A 14,943-nucleotide genomic window follows, 5' to 3' on the forward strand; every position below is an offset into this window, starting at 1 on the left:
AAGCAACGCCCATGCTGCTGCGCCGGTTGGAGTATCTCGCCGCCCTGTCGCGGGAGGGCCACTTCGGCCGCGCCGCGCAGGCCTGCCACGTGACGCAGTCGGCCCTGTCCGCCGGCATCCTCAAGCTCGAGGGCGAGCTCGGGGTCCAGATCGTGCGGCGCGGCCAGCGCTTCGAGGGCTTCACCCCGGAGGGTCTCCAGGTGCTCCAGTGGGCGCAGCGGATCCTCGCGGAGCGCGACGTGCTGGACCAGACCCTGGCGCAGATGCGCGGCGGGCTCTCGGGGACGCTGCGGATCGGGGCGATCCCGACCGCCCTCAGCGTGGCCTCGCTGCTGACCGCGCCCCTGCGCGAGCAGCACCCGCTGGTGCGCTACCGGCTGCAGTCGATGTCGTCACGCGAGATCGTGAGCCGGCTCAACGACTTCGAGGTCGACGTCGGGATGACCTACGTCGACGGCGAGCCGCTCGGCAAGGTGCGCGTCGTGCCGCTCTACCGCGAGCGCTACCTGTTCCTGACGCCCGAGGAAGGCGAGCTCGGCGGGCTCGACACCGTGACCTGGGCGGAGGCGGCGGCTGCTCCCCTGTGTCTGCTCACGCCCGACATGCAGAACCGCCGGATCATCGACGGCCACCTGGCGGACACCGGGGTCGAGCCGAGCGTCGTCGTCGAGACCGACACGGTCTCGGCGATCTACGCACACGTCGCGGCACTCGGACTGTCGAGCATCGTCCCGCACACGTGGCTGCCCGCCTTCGGCGTACCCGACGGCATCCGGGCGCTCCCGCTGCCGAAGCCTCGGCGCAGCCACCAGGTCGGCCTCGTCCTGGCCGGGCACGGGCCGGAGTCGCTCCTGGCCCGGGCGCTCGTCGACACCGCCCGCGGCATCGACCTCACGCGGCTGCTGTCTCCGTGACGACCCCGCGCCCGTCCCGGGTCACCGTGCGGCGGCAGCGGGCTCCAGGCGCACGATCACGCCCTTCGAGGTCGGCGTGTTGCTGACCTCGGCGACGCTGTCGAGTGGGACCAGGACGTTCGTCTCCGGGTAGTACGACGCGGCCGAGCCGCGCGCGGCCGGGTACGCGACGACCCGGAAGCCCTCGGCGCGCCGCTCGGTGCCGTCGGTCCAGACGCTCACGATGTCGACCAGGTCGCGGTCGGCGATGCCGAGCTCGGCGAGGTCGGACGGGTTGACCATGACGATCCGCCGCGCGTCGTGGATGCCGCGGTAGCGGTCGTCCATGGCGTACGGGATGGTGTTCCACTGGTCGTGCGAGCGCAGGCTCTGCAGGACGAGATGGCCCGCGGGCGGCTCGATCCAGTCCAGCCGGTTGGGAACGAACACGGCCTTGCCGCTCGGCGTCGGGAAGACGCCCTGGTTGACCGGGCTGGGCAGCCGGAAGCCTCCGGACACCGCGACGCGCGCGTTGAAGTCCTCGAATCCCGGCACGACCCGGGCGATCCGGTCGCGGATCAGGCCGTAGTCGGCCTCGAAGTCCTCCCAGGGGATCGCGCCGCCGGGTCCGAGGGTGCGCCGGGCCAACCGGCAGATGATCGCGACCTCGCTCAGCAGGTGGGGCGAGGCCGGCTCGAGGCGGCCACGCGACTGGTGGACCTCGCTCATCGAGTCCTCGACGGTGACGAACTGCTCGCCGCTCGCCTGGACGTCTCGGTCGCTGCGGCCCAGCGTCGGGAGGATGAGCGCGGTCTCGCCGCAGACGGTGTGGGAGCGGTTGAGCTTGGTCGAGACCTGCACGGTCAGCGAGCAGGACCGCAGCGCGGCCTCGGTGACGGCACTGTCGGACATCGCGCGCACGAAGTTCCCGGCGACGCCGACGAACACCCGGGCCTTGCCGTCGCGCATCGCCCGCACCCCGGCGACCGAGTCGTAGCCGTGGTCACGCGGAGGCTCGAAGGAGAACTCCGCGGCGAGCGCGTCGAGGAACGCGTCGGGCACCCGCTCCCAGATCCCCATCGTGCGGTCGCCCTGGACGTTGCTGTGGCCGCGCACCGGGCACACACCGGCACCCGGGCGGCCGATGTTGCCGCGCAGCATCAGGAAGCTGGCGATCTCGCGGATCGTCGGGACGCCGTGCCGGTGCTGGGTCAGGCCCATCGCCCAGCACACGATGATCCGCTTGGCGCCCAGCACCTCGCGGTGGGCGGCCTCGATCTCCTCGCGGGTCAGCCCGGTCGCCTGGAGCACGTGCTCCCAGGCCACCGTGCGGGCGTGGGCGGCGAAGTCGTCGTACCCGGTGGTGTGCGTGGCGATGAAGTCGTGGTCCAGGACGGTGCCCGGAGCGCCGTCCTCCGCCTCGAGCAGGAGCTTGTTGAGCATCTGGAAGAGCGCCAGGTCGCCGCCCGGCCGGATCTTCAGGAAGAGGTCCGCGATCACGGTGCCCTTGCCGATCACACCGCTCGGCTTCTGCGGGTTCTTGAACCGGATGAGGCCGGCCTCGGGCAGCGGGTTGACCGCGATCACGCGGCCGCCGTTGCGCTTGGTCTGCTCCAGCGCCGACAGCATGCGGGGATGGTTGGTGCCCGGGTTCTGGCCGACGACGAAGACCAGGTCGGACTCGTGGATGTCGTCGAGGGACACGCTGCCCTTGCCGATGCCGAGGGTCTCCCCCAGCCCGGAGCCGCTGGACTCGTGGCACATGTTCGAGCAGTCGGGCAGGTTGTTGGTGCCGAAGGCGCGGACGAACAGCTGGAGCAGGAAGGCGGCCTCGTTGCTGACCCGGCCCGAGGTGTAGAACATCGCCTCGTGCGGTGAGGCCAGGCCGTTGAGCTCGTCGGCCACGAGGCCGAGCGCCTCGTCCCAGCCGATCGGCTCGTAGTGGGTCCCGCCGGGACGCTTGACCATGGGCTCCGTCAGCCGTCCCTGCTGGTTGAGCCACATGTCCGAGCGGCTGTCGAGCTCGGCCACCGAGTGCTCGGCGAAGAAGGCGCGGGTGACTCGGCGCGTGGTCGCCTCATCGTTGACGTGCTTCGCGCCGTTCTCGCAGTACTCGTTCGTGTGCCGGTGCTTCGGGTCGGGCCAGGCGCAGCCGGGGCAGTCGATCCCGTCCGCCTGGTTGAGGCTGAGCAGGGTGAGCATGGTGCGCTTCGGGCCGGCCTGGGCCAGCGAGTACTCCATCGCGTGCGCGACGGCGGGCACGCCCGCGGCGTACTTCTTCGGCGCGCTCACCTCGAGGTCGTCCTCCGGGTCCCGGTCACGCCGCGTCGTACTCACCCTGGCAGGGTCTCGCGCCCGCGAGGACGCGTCAAACATCGCTCATCCATCGCTTGATAAGCATCGTCGATCATGGTCATCGCGATCGCGAGCCGGGCGATACGGGGAGTAAGGCTTGCCTTACGTGCGTATCTCACATGATCCCGGTCACCTACCGGCCGGTAGCGGGAGTAGCGTGGCCCCCCGTGGCAACGACGACGCGTCCTCAACTGGTGAAGGGCAGCCGTGCAGCGCGCACGACCATCGCCCTGAAATTGCTCATGGCCGTGAGCGGCCTGCTGTTCATCGGCTTCGTGCTGGGGCACATGTACGGCAACCTCAAGGCCTTCTCCGGCGAGGAGGCGTTCAACGAGTACGCGCATCACCTGCGTGAGCTCGGCGAGCCGATGCTTCCGCACGAGGGCTTCCTGTGGATCATGCGCGTCGGCCTCATCGTCGCCGTCATCGTCCACATCGCGTGCGCGGCCATCCTCGCGGCCCGGGCGGCGAAGGCGCGGCCGGTGAAGTACGTCGCCAAGAAGAACCGCGGCTCGTCGATCTCCTCGCGCACCATGCGCTGGGGCGGCGTCACGATCCTCGTCTTCCTGGTGTGGCACCTGCTCAACTTCACCATCGTCAAGGTCAACCCGAGCAACGGCGAGACCGGCGACCCCGACGGCAGCGCGTACGGCCTGCTCGTCGACACCTTCGACCTGTGGTGGATGACCGTCCTCTACCTGCTCGCGATGGTCGCGCTCGCCCTCCACCTCCACCACGGCACGTTCAGCTCGCTGCAGACCCTCGGCTTCACCAACTCCGCCACGTCGCGGGCCCGCGCCCGCGCGGCCGGCTGGGTCGTCGCCATCGTCGTCGCCGGCGGCTTCTCGCTGGTTCCGCTGTCCGTGCTCGTCGGCATCATCGAGAAGTAAGGGGCCAACGACATGGCTGCAGGAACCCACTACCTCCCCGGACTGACCCCGACCAACGAGCCGTCGGTCCAGACCTCCGACGACGCCGCGGGCTTCTACGTGCTCGGCGAGAAGGTCGTCGACGAGAAGGCCCCCACCGGGCCGATCAGCGAGCGCTGGACCACGCGCAAGTTCGAGAACCGGCTGGTCAACCCGGCCAACCGCCGCAAGCTCGACATCATCATCGTGGGCACCGGACTGGCCGGCGGCGCCGCGGCTGCCACCCTCGGCGAGGCCGGCTACAACGTGAAGTCGTTCTGCTACCAGGACTCGCCGCGCCGGGCGCACTCGATCGCCGCCCAGGGCGGCATCAACGCGGCGAAGAACTACAAGGAGGACGGCGACTCGACGTACCGCCTCTTCTACGACACGGTCAAGGGCGGCGACTACCGCGCCCGGGAGTCGAACGTCTACCGCCTCGCCGAGGTGTCGGCGAACATCATCGACCAGTGCGTCGCGCAGGGCGTTCCGTTCGCGCGCGAGTACGGCGGTCTTCTCGACAACCGCTCCTTCGGCGGCGTGCAGGTGTCCCGCACCTTCTACGCCCGCGGTCAGACCGGTCAGCAGCTGCTGCTCGGCGCCTACCAGGCGCTGGAGCGCCAGGTCGCCGCCGGGACGGTCGAGTCGTTCACCCGCCACGAGATGCTCGAGCTGATCGTCGTCGACGGCAAGGCCCGCGGCATCGTCGCCCGCAACATGGTCACCGGTGACATCGAGACCCACCTCGCGGACGTCGTCGTCCTCGCCTCCGGCGGCTACGGCAACGTCTTCTACCTCTCGACCAACGCCATGGGCTCCAACGTCACCGCGGCGTGGCGTGCCCACCGCAAGGGCGCCTACATGGCCAACCCCTGCTACACGCAGATCCACCCGACCTGCATCCCCGTCTCGGGCGGCCACCAGTCGAAGCTGACCCTGATGTCGGAGTCGCTGCGCAACGACGGGCGGATCTGGGTGCCCAAGAAGGCCGAGGACTGCGAGAAGGACCCGCGCGAGATCCCCGACGAGGACCGCGACTACTTCCTCGAGCGCATCTACCCCAGCTTCGGCAACCTGGTCCCCCGTGACATCGCCTCCCGCGCGGCCAAGTACATGTGCGACGAGGGCCGCGGCGTCGGACCCCAGGTCGCCGAGGTCGGCCCGGACGGCGAGGAGCGCCTGGTGCGCCGCGGCGTCTACCTGGACCTGACCGACGCCATCAAGCGGATGGGCAAGCACGCCGTCGAGGAGAAGTACGACAACCTCCTCGACATGTACGAGCGGATCACGGGCGAGAACCCCTACGAGCTGCCGATGCGGATCTACCCCGCCGTCCACTACGTGATGGGCGGGCTGTGGGTCGACTACGAGCTGCAGTCCAACATCCCGGGCCTGTTCGTCACCGGCGAGGCCAACTTCTCCGACCACGGCGCGAACCGCCTCGGCGCCTCGGCGCTGATGCAGGGCCTGGCCGACGGCTACTTCGTGCTGCCGAACACGATCCGCGAGTACCTCGCCGACGGTCCGTTCGAGAAGATCGACGAGAGCCACCCGGCCGTCGTCGAGGCGCTCGAGTCGGTCAAGGAGCGCGTCGGGAAGTTCCTGTCGATCAACGGCACCCGCTCGGTCGAGAGCTACCACAAGGAGCTCGGCTCCATCATGTGGGAGTACTGCGGCATGGAGCGGACCGAAGCGGGCCTCAAGACGGCCATCCAGAAGATCCGCGACCTGCGCGCCGACTTCTGGACCAACGTCAAGGTCCTCGGCTCCCCGGACAACATCAACCAGGACCTCGAGAAGGCCGGCCGCGTCGCCGACTTCCTCGAGCTCGGCGAGCTCATGTGCATCGACGCGCTCAACCGGCGCGAGTCCTGCGGTGGGCACTTCCGCGCCGAGTCGCAGACCGAGGACGGCGAGGCCCTGCGCCACGACGAGGAGTTCGCCTACGTCGCGGCGTGGGAGTGGGGCGGCGACTCCAACGAGGGCGGCCAGCCGGTGCTCCACAAGGAAGACCTGATCTACACCGCCATCGAGATGAAGCAGAGGTCGTACAAGTGAAGCTCACGCTCAAGATCTGGCGGCAGGAGAGCCCGACCGCCCAGGGTGCGATCAAGACCTACGAGCTCGACGGCGTCTCGAAGGACATGTCCTTCCTCGAGATGCTCGACCTCCTCAACGAGCAGCTCGTCACGAGCGGCGAGGAGCCGGTCGCGTTCGACTCCGACTGTCGCGAGGGCATCTGCGGCATGTGCTCGCTGATGATCAACGGCGAGGCGCACGGCCCGGAGGTCACCACGACCTGCCAGCTGCACATGCGCTCGTTCAACGACGGCGACACGATCACCATCGAGCCCTGGCGCGCCGAGCCCTTCCCGGTGCTCAAGGACCTCGTGGTGGACCGCTCGGCGTTCGACCGGATCATCCAGGCGGGCGGCTACATCTCGGCCAACACCGGCTCGGCTCCGGAGGCCAACTCGGTCCCGGCGCCGCGCGACAAGGCGATGCGTGCGTTCAACGTCGCGACCTGCATCGGTTGCGGCGCGTGCGTGGCGGCCTGCCCGAACGGCTCCGCGTCGCTGTTCATGGGCGCCAAGATCACCCACCTCGGCGAGCTCCCGCAGGGCCAGCCCGAGCGGTGGTCGCGCGTGGTCGACATGGTCGGCCAGCACGACCACGAGGGCTTCGGCGGCTGCACGAACATCGGCGAGTGCGCCGCGGCCTGCCCCAAGGAGATCCCGCTCGACGTGATCTCGCAGCTCAACAAGGACCTGCGCACCGCGCTGAAGAACGGCCACTGACCCCCGCTGTGCCCACCGTGACGGGTTGAGTCGTCACCTCTGACCCGTCGAGTCGTCACATCTGACCCCATCGATCGTCGAAAGTGACGACTCGAAGGGTCGGATGTGACGACTCAACATCTGGCACGGCCGCCGCCGGCCGGGCTCAGTCGCGCCGCGAGGCCCGCAGCGCCTTCCACCCCAACGCGCCGAGCAGACCGGCGATCGCGAAGTTCACGACGATGAGCACGGTGTGCGCGACCCAGTAGCCGGTGGCGCGGTCCTCGCCCGCGTCGTAGGCCTGGTAGAGGTTCTTGGCGAAGTTGCCGAAGGAGAGGACGTTCCAGGCCGCGACGGCGAGGAGCAGGAGGGCGTGCTTGCGCTCGAACTTCACCGGCCCATCCTCCCAGACCCTCCGGTACGACGACCGCGCGGCACGAGCCGCCCGAGCAGCACGCCCACGAGCCCGCCCGCCGCGAAGGTCACCAGCCGGGGCGCCCGCGCCGGCGCCGCCGCAGCCTGGCCGGTCCCCGGCTCCACGGGCGTCGCCGGGCCCGCCGCCGCCGCGATCGCGGCCGCTGCCGGCACCGGCACCGGCGGCCGGTCCGCCAGCGGGCTGGTGTGCGCCCAGGCGGCGGCGTAGAGCACCACCCGGGAGAAGTAGTTGATCCAGACGAGCAGGATCAGCGCGATCCCGAAGGCCTGGAATGCGGGCTGGCCGCGGGTGCTGGACAGCAGCAGGCCGGACAGCTGCTTGAGGATCTCGAAGCCGAGGGCTCCGAGCAGGGCGCCCGACCACAGCGCACGGTCCGGGATCGTGGGTCGCACGAGCAGGCGGAACATCAGGAAGAACAGCAGCGTCGAGGCGCCCAGGCCGACCGCGACGCCGATGACCGCGACGAGCCAGCCGAGCTCGGCGCCCACGGAGAGCAGGTCGAGGACGGCACGCGAGGTCCGGGTGAGGACCGCGGAGGCCACGACGCTGAGGAGGAGCACCACCCCGAGGACGGCCAGGGTGAGCAGGTCGCGCAGCTTCGCGACGAGGAAGTTGGGACGCAGCCGGTCGGGCATCTCGAAGAGGACCGTGAGCGCCGACTGCAGCGACGAGAGCCAGCCGAGCCCGGCGTACAGCACGCCGACGAGGCCGATGATCCCGACGGTTCCCGCCGCGTCCTGCACGTCCTCGAGACGGACCTGGCCGTCGCCGTCGCCGACGAGTCCGGGGAGGATCTCGTCGATCGCCTTCACCAGCGCGTCCTGGGCGTCGGGGAACACCTGGGCCACCCAGCCGACCACGAAGAAGGCGAGCGCCAGGATCGGGAACACGGAGAGGAAGCCGAAGTAGGTGACCCCGCCGGCCTGCTGACCTCCCTGGACCTCGCCGTAGTGCTCCTGCGTGCGCACCGCGTGGTCGACCAGGGGCCACCGCTCCCGGAGCGCGGCCAGCTTCGCCTTGATGCGTTCGACCAGCTTCATCGCGGGCTCCGTTCCGGCTCAGGACAGGGGGAAGGTGCGCGTGGAGCGCCAGCCCTCCTGCTCGTGGTGCACGTAGAGGTGGAAGTCGGTGACGTCGAACGCGCACTCGAAGCCCGCCAGCTCCTCGAACGCGCGGTCGAGGGTCGGGTCGTCGAGGTGGTGCGCGATCGTGACGTGCGGGTGGTACGGGTAGTCCAGGTCGACGGCGAGCGGGCCCCGTCGTACGGCGTCCGCGAGCTGCTCGCACTGGGAGATCCCTTCAGCGAGGCTGACGAAGACCACCGGCGACACGGGCCGGAAGGTACCCGTTCCCCGCAGATGAACCCGGAAGGGCGCGACCGTGCCGGCCGCCTCCGCGAGATGCGCCTCGATCTCGTCGAGACGGCCGGAGACCTCCGTGGGCGGGATCAGCGTGATGTGGCTCGGGACGCCCTCGGCGGTGGGGTCGCCGATCCGCAGGCGGTAGGCCACGAGCTCGGCGGCCCACGGCTCCGGGATGGCGACGGCGACGCCGATCACCGGCATCAGCGGGCCTCCGTACGACGCTCCACCGGTGCGACGAAGCCGACTCGCTGGTAGACGTCGCGCAGCGTCGCCTCGGCGACCGCGCCGGCGGTTTCGGCGCCCTGGGCGAGCACCTGCATCAGGTGGTCCTGGTCGTCGAGGAGCTCCAGGGTGCGGTCCCGGAAGGGCGTGACGAAGTCGACCACCACCTCGGCGAGGTCCTTCTTGAGGTCCCCGTACATCTTGCCGGCGTACTGCTCCTCGAGAGCCGGGATCCCCTCGCCGGTGAGCGCGGAGTAGATCGTCAGCAGGTTGCTGACGCCGGGCTTCTCCTCGGCGTCGAACCGGATCTCGGTGCCCGAGTCGGTGACCGCGGAGCGGATCTTCTTGGCCGTCACCGACGGGTCGTCCAGCATCTCGATGATGCCGGCGGGCGCGGAGCTCGACTTGGACATCTTGCGGGTCGGCTCCTGCAGGTCGAGGAGCTTGGCGGTCGCCTTGAGGATGTAGGGCTCGGGCAGACGGAAGGTCTTCTTGAAGCGGTGGTTGAACCGCTGGGCCAGGTCGCGGGTGAGCTCGAGATGCTGGCGCTGGTCCTCGCCGACCGGCACGTAGTGGGGCCGGTAGAGCAGGATGTCGGCGGCCATCAGGACGGGATAGGCGAACAGGCCGACGCTCGCCGCGCCCTCCCCGCCCTTCGCCGACTTGTCCTTGAACTGGGTCATCCGCCGCGCCTCGCCGAAGCCGGTCAGGCCGTTGAGCACCCACGCCAGCTCGGCGTGGGCGGGCACGTGGCTCTGCACGAACACGGCCGACTTGGCCGGGTCGACCCCGGCCGCGAGCAGCTGGGCGGCGCTGCGCAGGGTGCGCTCGCGCAGCACCTTCGGGTCCCAGTCCACCGTCAGCGCGTGCATGTCGGCGATGAAGAAGAACGGCTGGTGGTCCTGCTGCAGGTCCACCCACTGCCGCACCGCACCGACGTAGTTGCCGAGGTGGAAGGAGTCCGAGGTCGGCTGGATCCCGGAGAGGACCCGCGGGCGGGCGGCTCCCTGCGGCGCGGCCGGCTGCGCGGTCTCCGGCACGGGCGGGTGCTCGGTGGTGGCGGACATGGGTGCGATTCTCTCAGGCCGCCGGCGATCCGCGTAAAGGCCCCACCCCGCCCCGGGCCCGGGCTAGGCCGCGCGGCGGTGCGTGAGGGCCGAGACCAGCAGGATCGCCGTACCCACGGCGGCGAGGGCCGCGCCGACCAGCGCCGGCGCGCGGTAGCCGTGACCGCCGGCGATGACCAGCCCGCCGAGCCAGGCGCCGAGGGCGTTGGCGATGTTGAGGGCCGCGTGGTTCATCGCGGCGCCGAGGGTGACGGCGTCGCCCGCGACGTCCATCAGCCGCAGCTGCAGGTTGACCACCAGGACCGACCCGGCGGCGGTGACGAGGAAGGCGATCGGCAGGAGCAGCCAACCGTGCGGAGCAGCGACGTAGTACACCAGCATCAGCGCGATGCCGGCGACTCCGGCGAGCAGGAGGCTGCGGAACACCGACCAGGCGGCGAGCTCGCCGGCCAGCCAGGTGCCGGCGACCATGCCGAGCCCCAGGGCGAGCACGAAGAACGGGACCGTGCCGCGCTCGAGGCCGCCGACCTCCGTGACCGTCTTGGCGATATAGGAGTAGACGGCGAACATCCCGCCGAAGCCCACGGCACCGACCGCCATCGTCAGCCAGACCTGGAGGCTGCCGAAGAACTCCCCCGCCTCCTTGCGCCCGCTCGCCTCGGAGTCACCGGGCACCGACGGGACCGCCGCGAGGACCAGGGCCACGGTGACCAGAGCGAGCAGGCCGCCGAGGAGATAGGTCGAGCGCCAGCCGACCTGCTGGCCGAGGAAGGTGGCCAGCGGTACGCCGACGACATTGGCCACCGACAGGCCGAGCATCACGCTCGCCACGGCCCGTCCGCGGCGCTCCGGAACGACGAGGCTGGCCGCGACCAGGCTGGCCACCCCGAAGTAGGCGCCGTGCGGGAGCCCGTCGAGGAACCGGGCGACGGTGAGCACGTGGTAGTCCGGCGCCGCGGCGCTGAGCAGGTTGAACGCGCCGTACGCGGCCATCAGGCCGACGAGCATCGCCCGGCGCGGGAGGGCGGCGCCGAAGAACGCCAGGATCGGTACGCCGACCACGACGCCGATCGCGTACGCGGAGATCACGTGCCCCGCGGCCGGCACGGACACCTCGACGCCGCGCGCGATCTCGGGCAGCACGCCCATGGTCATGAACTCGGTGGTGCCGATGGTGAACCCGCCGACCGCGAGCGCCAGGATCGCCAGCGCGGGTCGGTGGTGGGACACCGCCGGGCGCCCCTCGGTCGAGGTCGTCGTCGGCGAGGAGGTCACGGCGGATCGTAACCGGCCGGCACGCCCGGCTATTCCAGGACGTCGGATGTCTCAGCCGGCGAGGTGACCCCAGTCACCGGCCAGCTCGGTCCACGGCCCCACGGCGGCGACACGACCGTCGACGAGGACGACGACGCGGTCGGCCTGGGCGAGCGCCGCGCGCTTGGACGTCGCCCCGATGACCGTGGTGTGCTGCTCGCGCAGGGCGGCCCACAGCTCGATCTCGGTGGCGGCGTCCAGGGCGCTCGACACGTCGTCGGCCAGCAGCAGCTCCGCGTCGGCGGCGAGCGCCCGGGCCAGCGCGAGGCGCTGGACCTGGCCACCGGACAGCCGCACCCCGCGGTGCCCGATGACGGCGTCGGGTCCACCGGCGTCGGCCACGTCCTGGGCCATCCGCGCGGTCTCCACCGGTCGGTCGATCTGCCGGTCGTGGCCGAGCAGGATGTTGTCGGCGAAGGTGCCCGAGAGCACGCGCGGCACCTGCGCGACGTGGGCGACCTGGCTGGGCCGCAGGAAGGTCTCCGGGTCGGCCACGTCGTGGCCGTTCCAGCGCAGCGTGCCGCGGTGGTCGATCAGCCCGGCCAGTGAGGACAGGAGGCTGGACTTGCCCGACCCCACCTGGCCGACCAGCAGCACCAGCTCGCCGCGCTCGACCACGAGGTCGACCCCGGTCGCGCCGAGCGTGCCGTCGTCGTGGATCGCGGCATAGTCGGCGAGCTCGAGGCGCTCCAGCGGGACCCGCTGCGGCGTGGGCGGCTCGGGGGCCGCGCCGGTCACGAGGTCGATCCCCTCCGGCAGGGCCATCAGGTCGGTGCCGCCCGCGAAGCGCGCGGTCACCCGCTGCCAGGCGCGGACGCCCGGCGCCTCGGTGACGACGGCGCCGGCCACCCGGCCGAACCAGTCGAAGCCGTTGACCGCCGTCGCGACGAGCAGCGCGGTGCCGAGTCCCCAGACGTCGGCCAGGTAGAGGGCCCAGGCGGCGACGACGCCGACCTGGACCATCACGGTCGGGACGCCGTCGAGGACGGCCTGCACCCGGTGCTCGAAGACCGCGGCCTCCACCCGGCCGTCGTCGACCCTGCGCAGGTGGGCGTGCACCTGCGGGGTGCGCCCGGCGAGCTTGACCGTGCGAGCCGACTCGACCGCGGAGACCACGGCGCGCCCGAACCGTGCTCGTGCCGCGGAGGACTGTGCTGCCGACCGCCCGGCGATCGGGCGGCCGATCGAGGAGGCCAGGGCGCTGGTGACCATGACCACGAGCAGGACGGTGCCGGCCAGCCAGGTGCCGCCGGCGAGCATGGTGATCGCCGCGATGAGGAGGCCGTTGGTGAAGTCGACCCAGCGGTCGGCGTAGCGCGCGTAGCGGTCGGCGTCCATCGACCGTGCGACCACCTCGCCCGGGGGCGTCCGCGGCAGCCGGTGGCCGCGCACCTGGCCGAGCAGGACCGCCATCCGGACCCGGAGCATGACCTCGATCCACCAGCGGGGGTAGCGCCGGAACGCATCGGCCAGCAGGAAGGGCGCGAGCAGCAGGCTGACGACCAGGACGACCACCAGGGCGCGCGGGGACTCGCCCGCCTCGAGCCGTTCCACGACCTGTCCCCACAGGAAGCCCGTGACCGCCCCGAGCGGCGCGAAGACCGTGCCGCCGAGGAAGAGCACGACCGACCAGGCGCCCCACCAGGGGCGCACCCAGAAGGCGTTCCAGGTGCCGCGGGCCAGGGACGAGCCGGCACCGATCTCGGGACGCTGCGGCGGCGTGCCGGTACGACGGCGCCCGCCGACGGCGACGCCGTCGAGGTCCTCGGCGGATCCGGCGTCGGCGAAGGCGTCGGTGTCGCTGGCGGCGAGCAGGCGCCGGAAGGGTCCCTCGACGACGGCCAGCTCGTCGCGCGGACCGTGCTGGAGGACCCGGCCGTGGTCGAGCACGGCCACCGCCTCGGCCCGCTCGATCGTGCTGAGCCGGTGGGCGACGAGGATGCCGGTGCGACCACTGATCAGCCGGTCCGCCGCCGCCACGACGCGGGCCTCGGTGACCGGGTCCATCCGGGCGGTGGCCTCGTCCAGGACGACGACCTGGACGTGGCGCACGAGCAGCCGCGCGAAGGCGACCAGCTGCTCCTCCCCCGCCGAGAGCGTCGTGCCGCCGGGACCCAGCAGGGTGTCGAGGCCCGAGGGCAGGCCCGCGACCCAGTCGGTGAGGCCGAGCTCGACGATCGCGGCCTCGACCTCCGCGCGGGGAACGGGCGCGAACAGCGTGATGTTGTCCGCCAGCGTGCCCGCGAGGATCTCGGTGCGCTGGGTGACGACGCCGACCCGACGCCGCAGCTCGTGCAGGTCGAGCGTCGTGATGTCGGCGCCGCCGAGGAAGATCGTCCCCGGCGGCGGCTCGGCGGCCCGGGAGAGCAGGGACGCGAGCGTGGACTTGCCCGAGCCGGTGCGCCCGACCAGGGCCAGCGTGTGCCCCGCCTCGACGTACAGGCTGACGTCCTGCAGGGCGAAGGAGCCCTCGTCGTAGCTGAAGTCGAGGTGGCGGATGCGCAGGTCGAGCGCGCCCGTCGGGACCGAGGCTCCGCCCTCCGGCTCGGCCTCGACCGCGAGCAGCTGGCGCAGGCGCAGCACGGCACCCAGGCCCGCCTGGATGTCGGGCAGCTGGTGGGCGAGGTTGTTGATCTGTCCCACGAAGATCGTGGTGACGAGGAACAGGGTGACCAGGCGCGCCACGCCCAGGTGGTCGCCGCCGACCAGGACGACGCCCGCCACCGCCACCGCGGCGAGCAGGCCGTGGAGCAGCAGGCCGACCTTGATCGCCAGCCGCGCCTCGACCATCAGGACCCGGCGGAACTTCTCGTGGACGTCCGCCGAGAGCCGTGCGAGCCGTCGTACGGCGAACGCCTGGCCGAGACTCGTGCGCAGGTCGTCGCGACCGGCGACGCCCTCCTCGAGGGCAGCGGCGTGGTCGGTCCAGGCCGCCTCCTCGACCACCTTGCGCCGCGCGATCTCGACGAGCGCCGGCCGCATCACCCAGACCGTGACCGTCCCGACGACCGGGAACAGGACGAACGCCGGCCACCAGGTGAAGCCGGCGACGAGCCACATCGGGACCGAGGCGAAGGCCGTGCGCATCGCCATCCAGATCTGCTGCCGCAGCAGGGTGCCGACCTCGTGGGTGTCGTCGTCGACCCGGTCGAGGACCTCGCCGACGGCCTGCTCGGTGAGGTGGGCCAGGGGCTGCTGGAGCGCGGCGCTCAGCAGGTCGCCCCGCAGCCGGCCCTCGGCCCGGTCGACCACCCCGGCCCACACGACCCGTCCCGCGGTGTCGACGGCAGCGGCACCGACGACGAAGCAGGCCAGCCACCCGACGAGCGCGGCGGTCGGGTGCTCGGCGATCCGGCCGGCGACCACCGTCCCGAGCGCCTGCCCCAGCGCGGCGAGGGCGACCGCGACCACCGCGAAGGCGGCGGCGGGGGTGCGCAGGCGGTGCCAGTCGACGCGGCGCGCGGGGTCGACGGCGACGGGGGCTGCGGCCGGGGCGGGAGCCGGCGTCAACGTCGTCGTCACTGGATCGAGAGTAGATGTCGTCGCCGACAGCCGCCTCCGATTTTCCTGCGGTGAAAGCCGCAGCGCCCGGGACGACCTGTCGTCC

At 71.6% G+C, this 14,943-nt stretch carries 11 protein-coding genes; 4 read left to right on the plus strand and 7 right to left on the minus strand.

What is annotated here, in order from left to right; translation table 11 throughout:
- Positions 1-11 precede the first annotated feature (11 nt).
- Positions 12-914, plus strand: coding sequence for a LysR family transcriptional regulator (locus ACJ5H2_RS16675; protein WP_408896553.1), 903 nt, complete (start codon positions 12-14; stop codon positions 912-914).
- 21 nt (positions 915-935) lie between these two features.
- Here ACJ5H2_RS16675 and ACJ5H2_RS16680 read toward each other — a convergent pair whose 3' ends face one another.
- Positions 936-3,230, minus strand: a complete 2,295-nt coding sequence (locus tag ACJ5H2_RS16680; RefSeq protein ID WP_408896554.1) for an FdhF/YdeP family oxidoreductase — start codon at positions 3,228-3,230, stop codon at positions 936-938.
- A 185-nt stretch (positions 3,231-3,415) separates the two neighbouring features.
- On the opposite strand from ACJ5H2_RS16680, the gene ACJ5H2_RS16685 reads away from it, so the two are divergent.
- From ACJ5H2_RS16685 to ACJ5H2_RS16695, 3 genes are read left to right on the plus strand one after another with little or no spacing between them, the layout of a single operon-like run.
- Positions 3,416-4,138: a succinate dehydrogenase cytochrome b subunit gene (locus ACJ5H2_RS16685; protein ID WP_408896555.1), complete on the plus strand. Its 723-nt coding sequence runs from the start codon at positions 3,416-3,418 to the stop codon at positions 4,136-4,138.
- 12 nt (positions 4,139-4,150) lie between these two features.
- Positions 4,151-6,214 carry a fumarate reductase/succinate dehydrogenase flavoprotein subunit gene (locus ACJ5H2_RS16690; RefSeq protein WP_408896556.1) on the plus strand — a complete coding sequence of 688 codons (2,064 nt, stop codon included), beginning with the start codon at positions 4,151-4,153 and terminating at the stop codon, positions 6,212-6,214.
- Positions 6,211-6,954 (plus strand): succinate dehydrogenase/fumarate reductase iron-sulfur subunit, encoded by a 744-nt coding sequence (locus ACJ5H2_RS16695; protein WP_408896557.1) that lies wholly within the window; start codon positions 6,211-6,213, stop codon positions 6,952-6,954. The genes ACJ5H2_RS16690 and ACJ5H2_RS16695 overlap by 4 nt, the downstream gene beginning before the upstream one ends.
- A 145-nt stretch (positions 6,955-7,099) precedes the next feature.
- Here ACJ5H2_RS16695 and ACJ5H2_RS16700 read toward each other — a convergent pair whose 3' ends face one another.
- The 6 genes from ACJ5H2_RS16700 to ACJ5H2_RS16725 all read right to left on the minus strand — a co-directional run bounded on the left by ACJ5H2_RS16700 (position 7,100) and on the right by ACJ5H2_RS16725 (position 14,858).
- Entirely contained in the window at positions 7,100-7,327 is a 228-nt protein-coding gene (locus ACJ5H2_RS16700; RefSeq protein WP_408896558.1) for an SCO4848 family membrane protein, read from the minus strand.
- Positions 7,324-8,409, minus strand: a complete 1,086-nt coding sequence (locus tag ACJ5H2_RS16705) for a YihY/virulence factor BrkB family protein (protein ID WP_408896559.1) — start codon at positions 8,407-8,409, stop codon at positions 7,324-7,326. The genes ACJ5H2_RS16700 and ACJ5H2_RS16705 overlap by 4 nt, the downstream gene beginning before the upstream one ends.
- Positions 8,410-8,427: 18 nt before the next feature.
- Positions 8,428-8,934, minus strand: coding sequence for a 2'-5' RNA ligase family protein (locus ACJ5H2_RS16710; protein ID WP_408896560.1), 507 nt, complete (start codon positions 8,932-8,934; stop codon positions 8,428-8,430).
- Positions 8,934-10,022: a tryptophan--tRNA ligase gene (trpS, locus tag ACJ5H2_RS16715; protein WP_408896561.1), complete on the minus strand. Its 1,089-nt coding sequence runs from the start codon at positions 10,020-10,022 to the stop codon at positions 8,934-8,936. Before trpS ends, ACJ5H2_RS16710 begins: the two co-directional genes overlap by 1 nt.
- Positions 10,023-10,085: 63 nt before the next feature.
- Positions 10,086-11,297 (minus strand): MFS transporter, encoded by a 1,212-nt coding sequence (locus ACJ5H2_RS16720; RefSeq protein ID WP_408896562.1) that lies wholly within the window; start codon positions 11,295-11,297, stop codon positions 10,086-10,088.
- A gap of 51 nt (positions 11,298-11,348) precedes the next feature.
- Positions 11,349-14,858 carry an ATP-binding cassette domain-containing protein gene (locus ACJ5H2_RS16725; RefSeq protein WP_408896563.1) on the minus strand — a complete coding sequence of 1,170 codons (3,510 nt, stop codon included), beginning with the start codon at positions 14,856-14,858 and terminating at the stop codon, positions 11,349-11,351.
- Positions 14,859-14,943 lie beyond the last annotated feature (85 nt).

The organism is Nocardioides pymetrozini (assembly GCF_046058985.1).
GTDB lineage: Bacteria > Actinomycetota > Actinomycetes > Propionibacteriales > Nocardioidaceae > Nocardioides.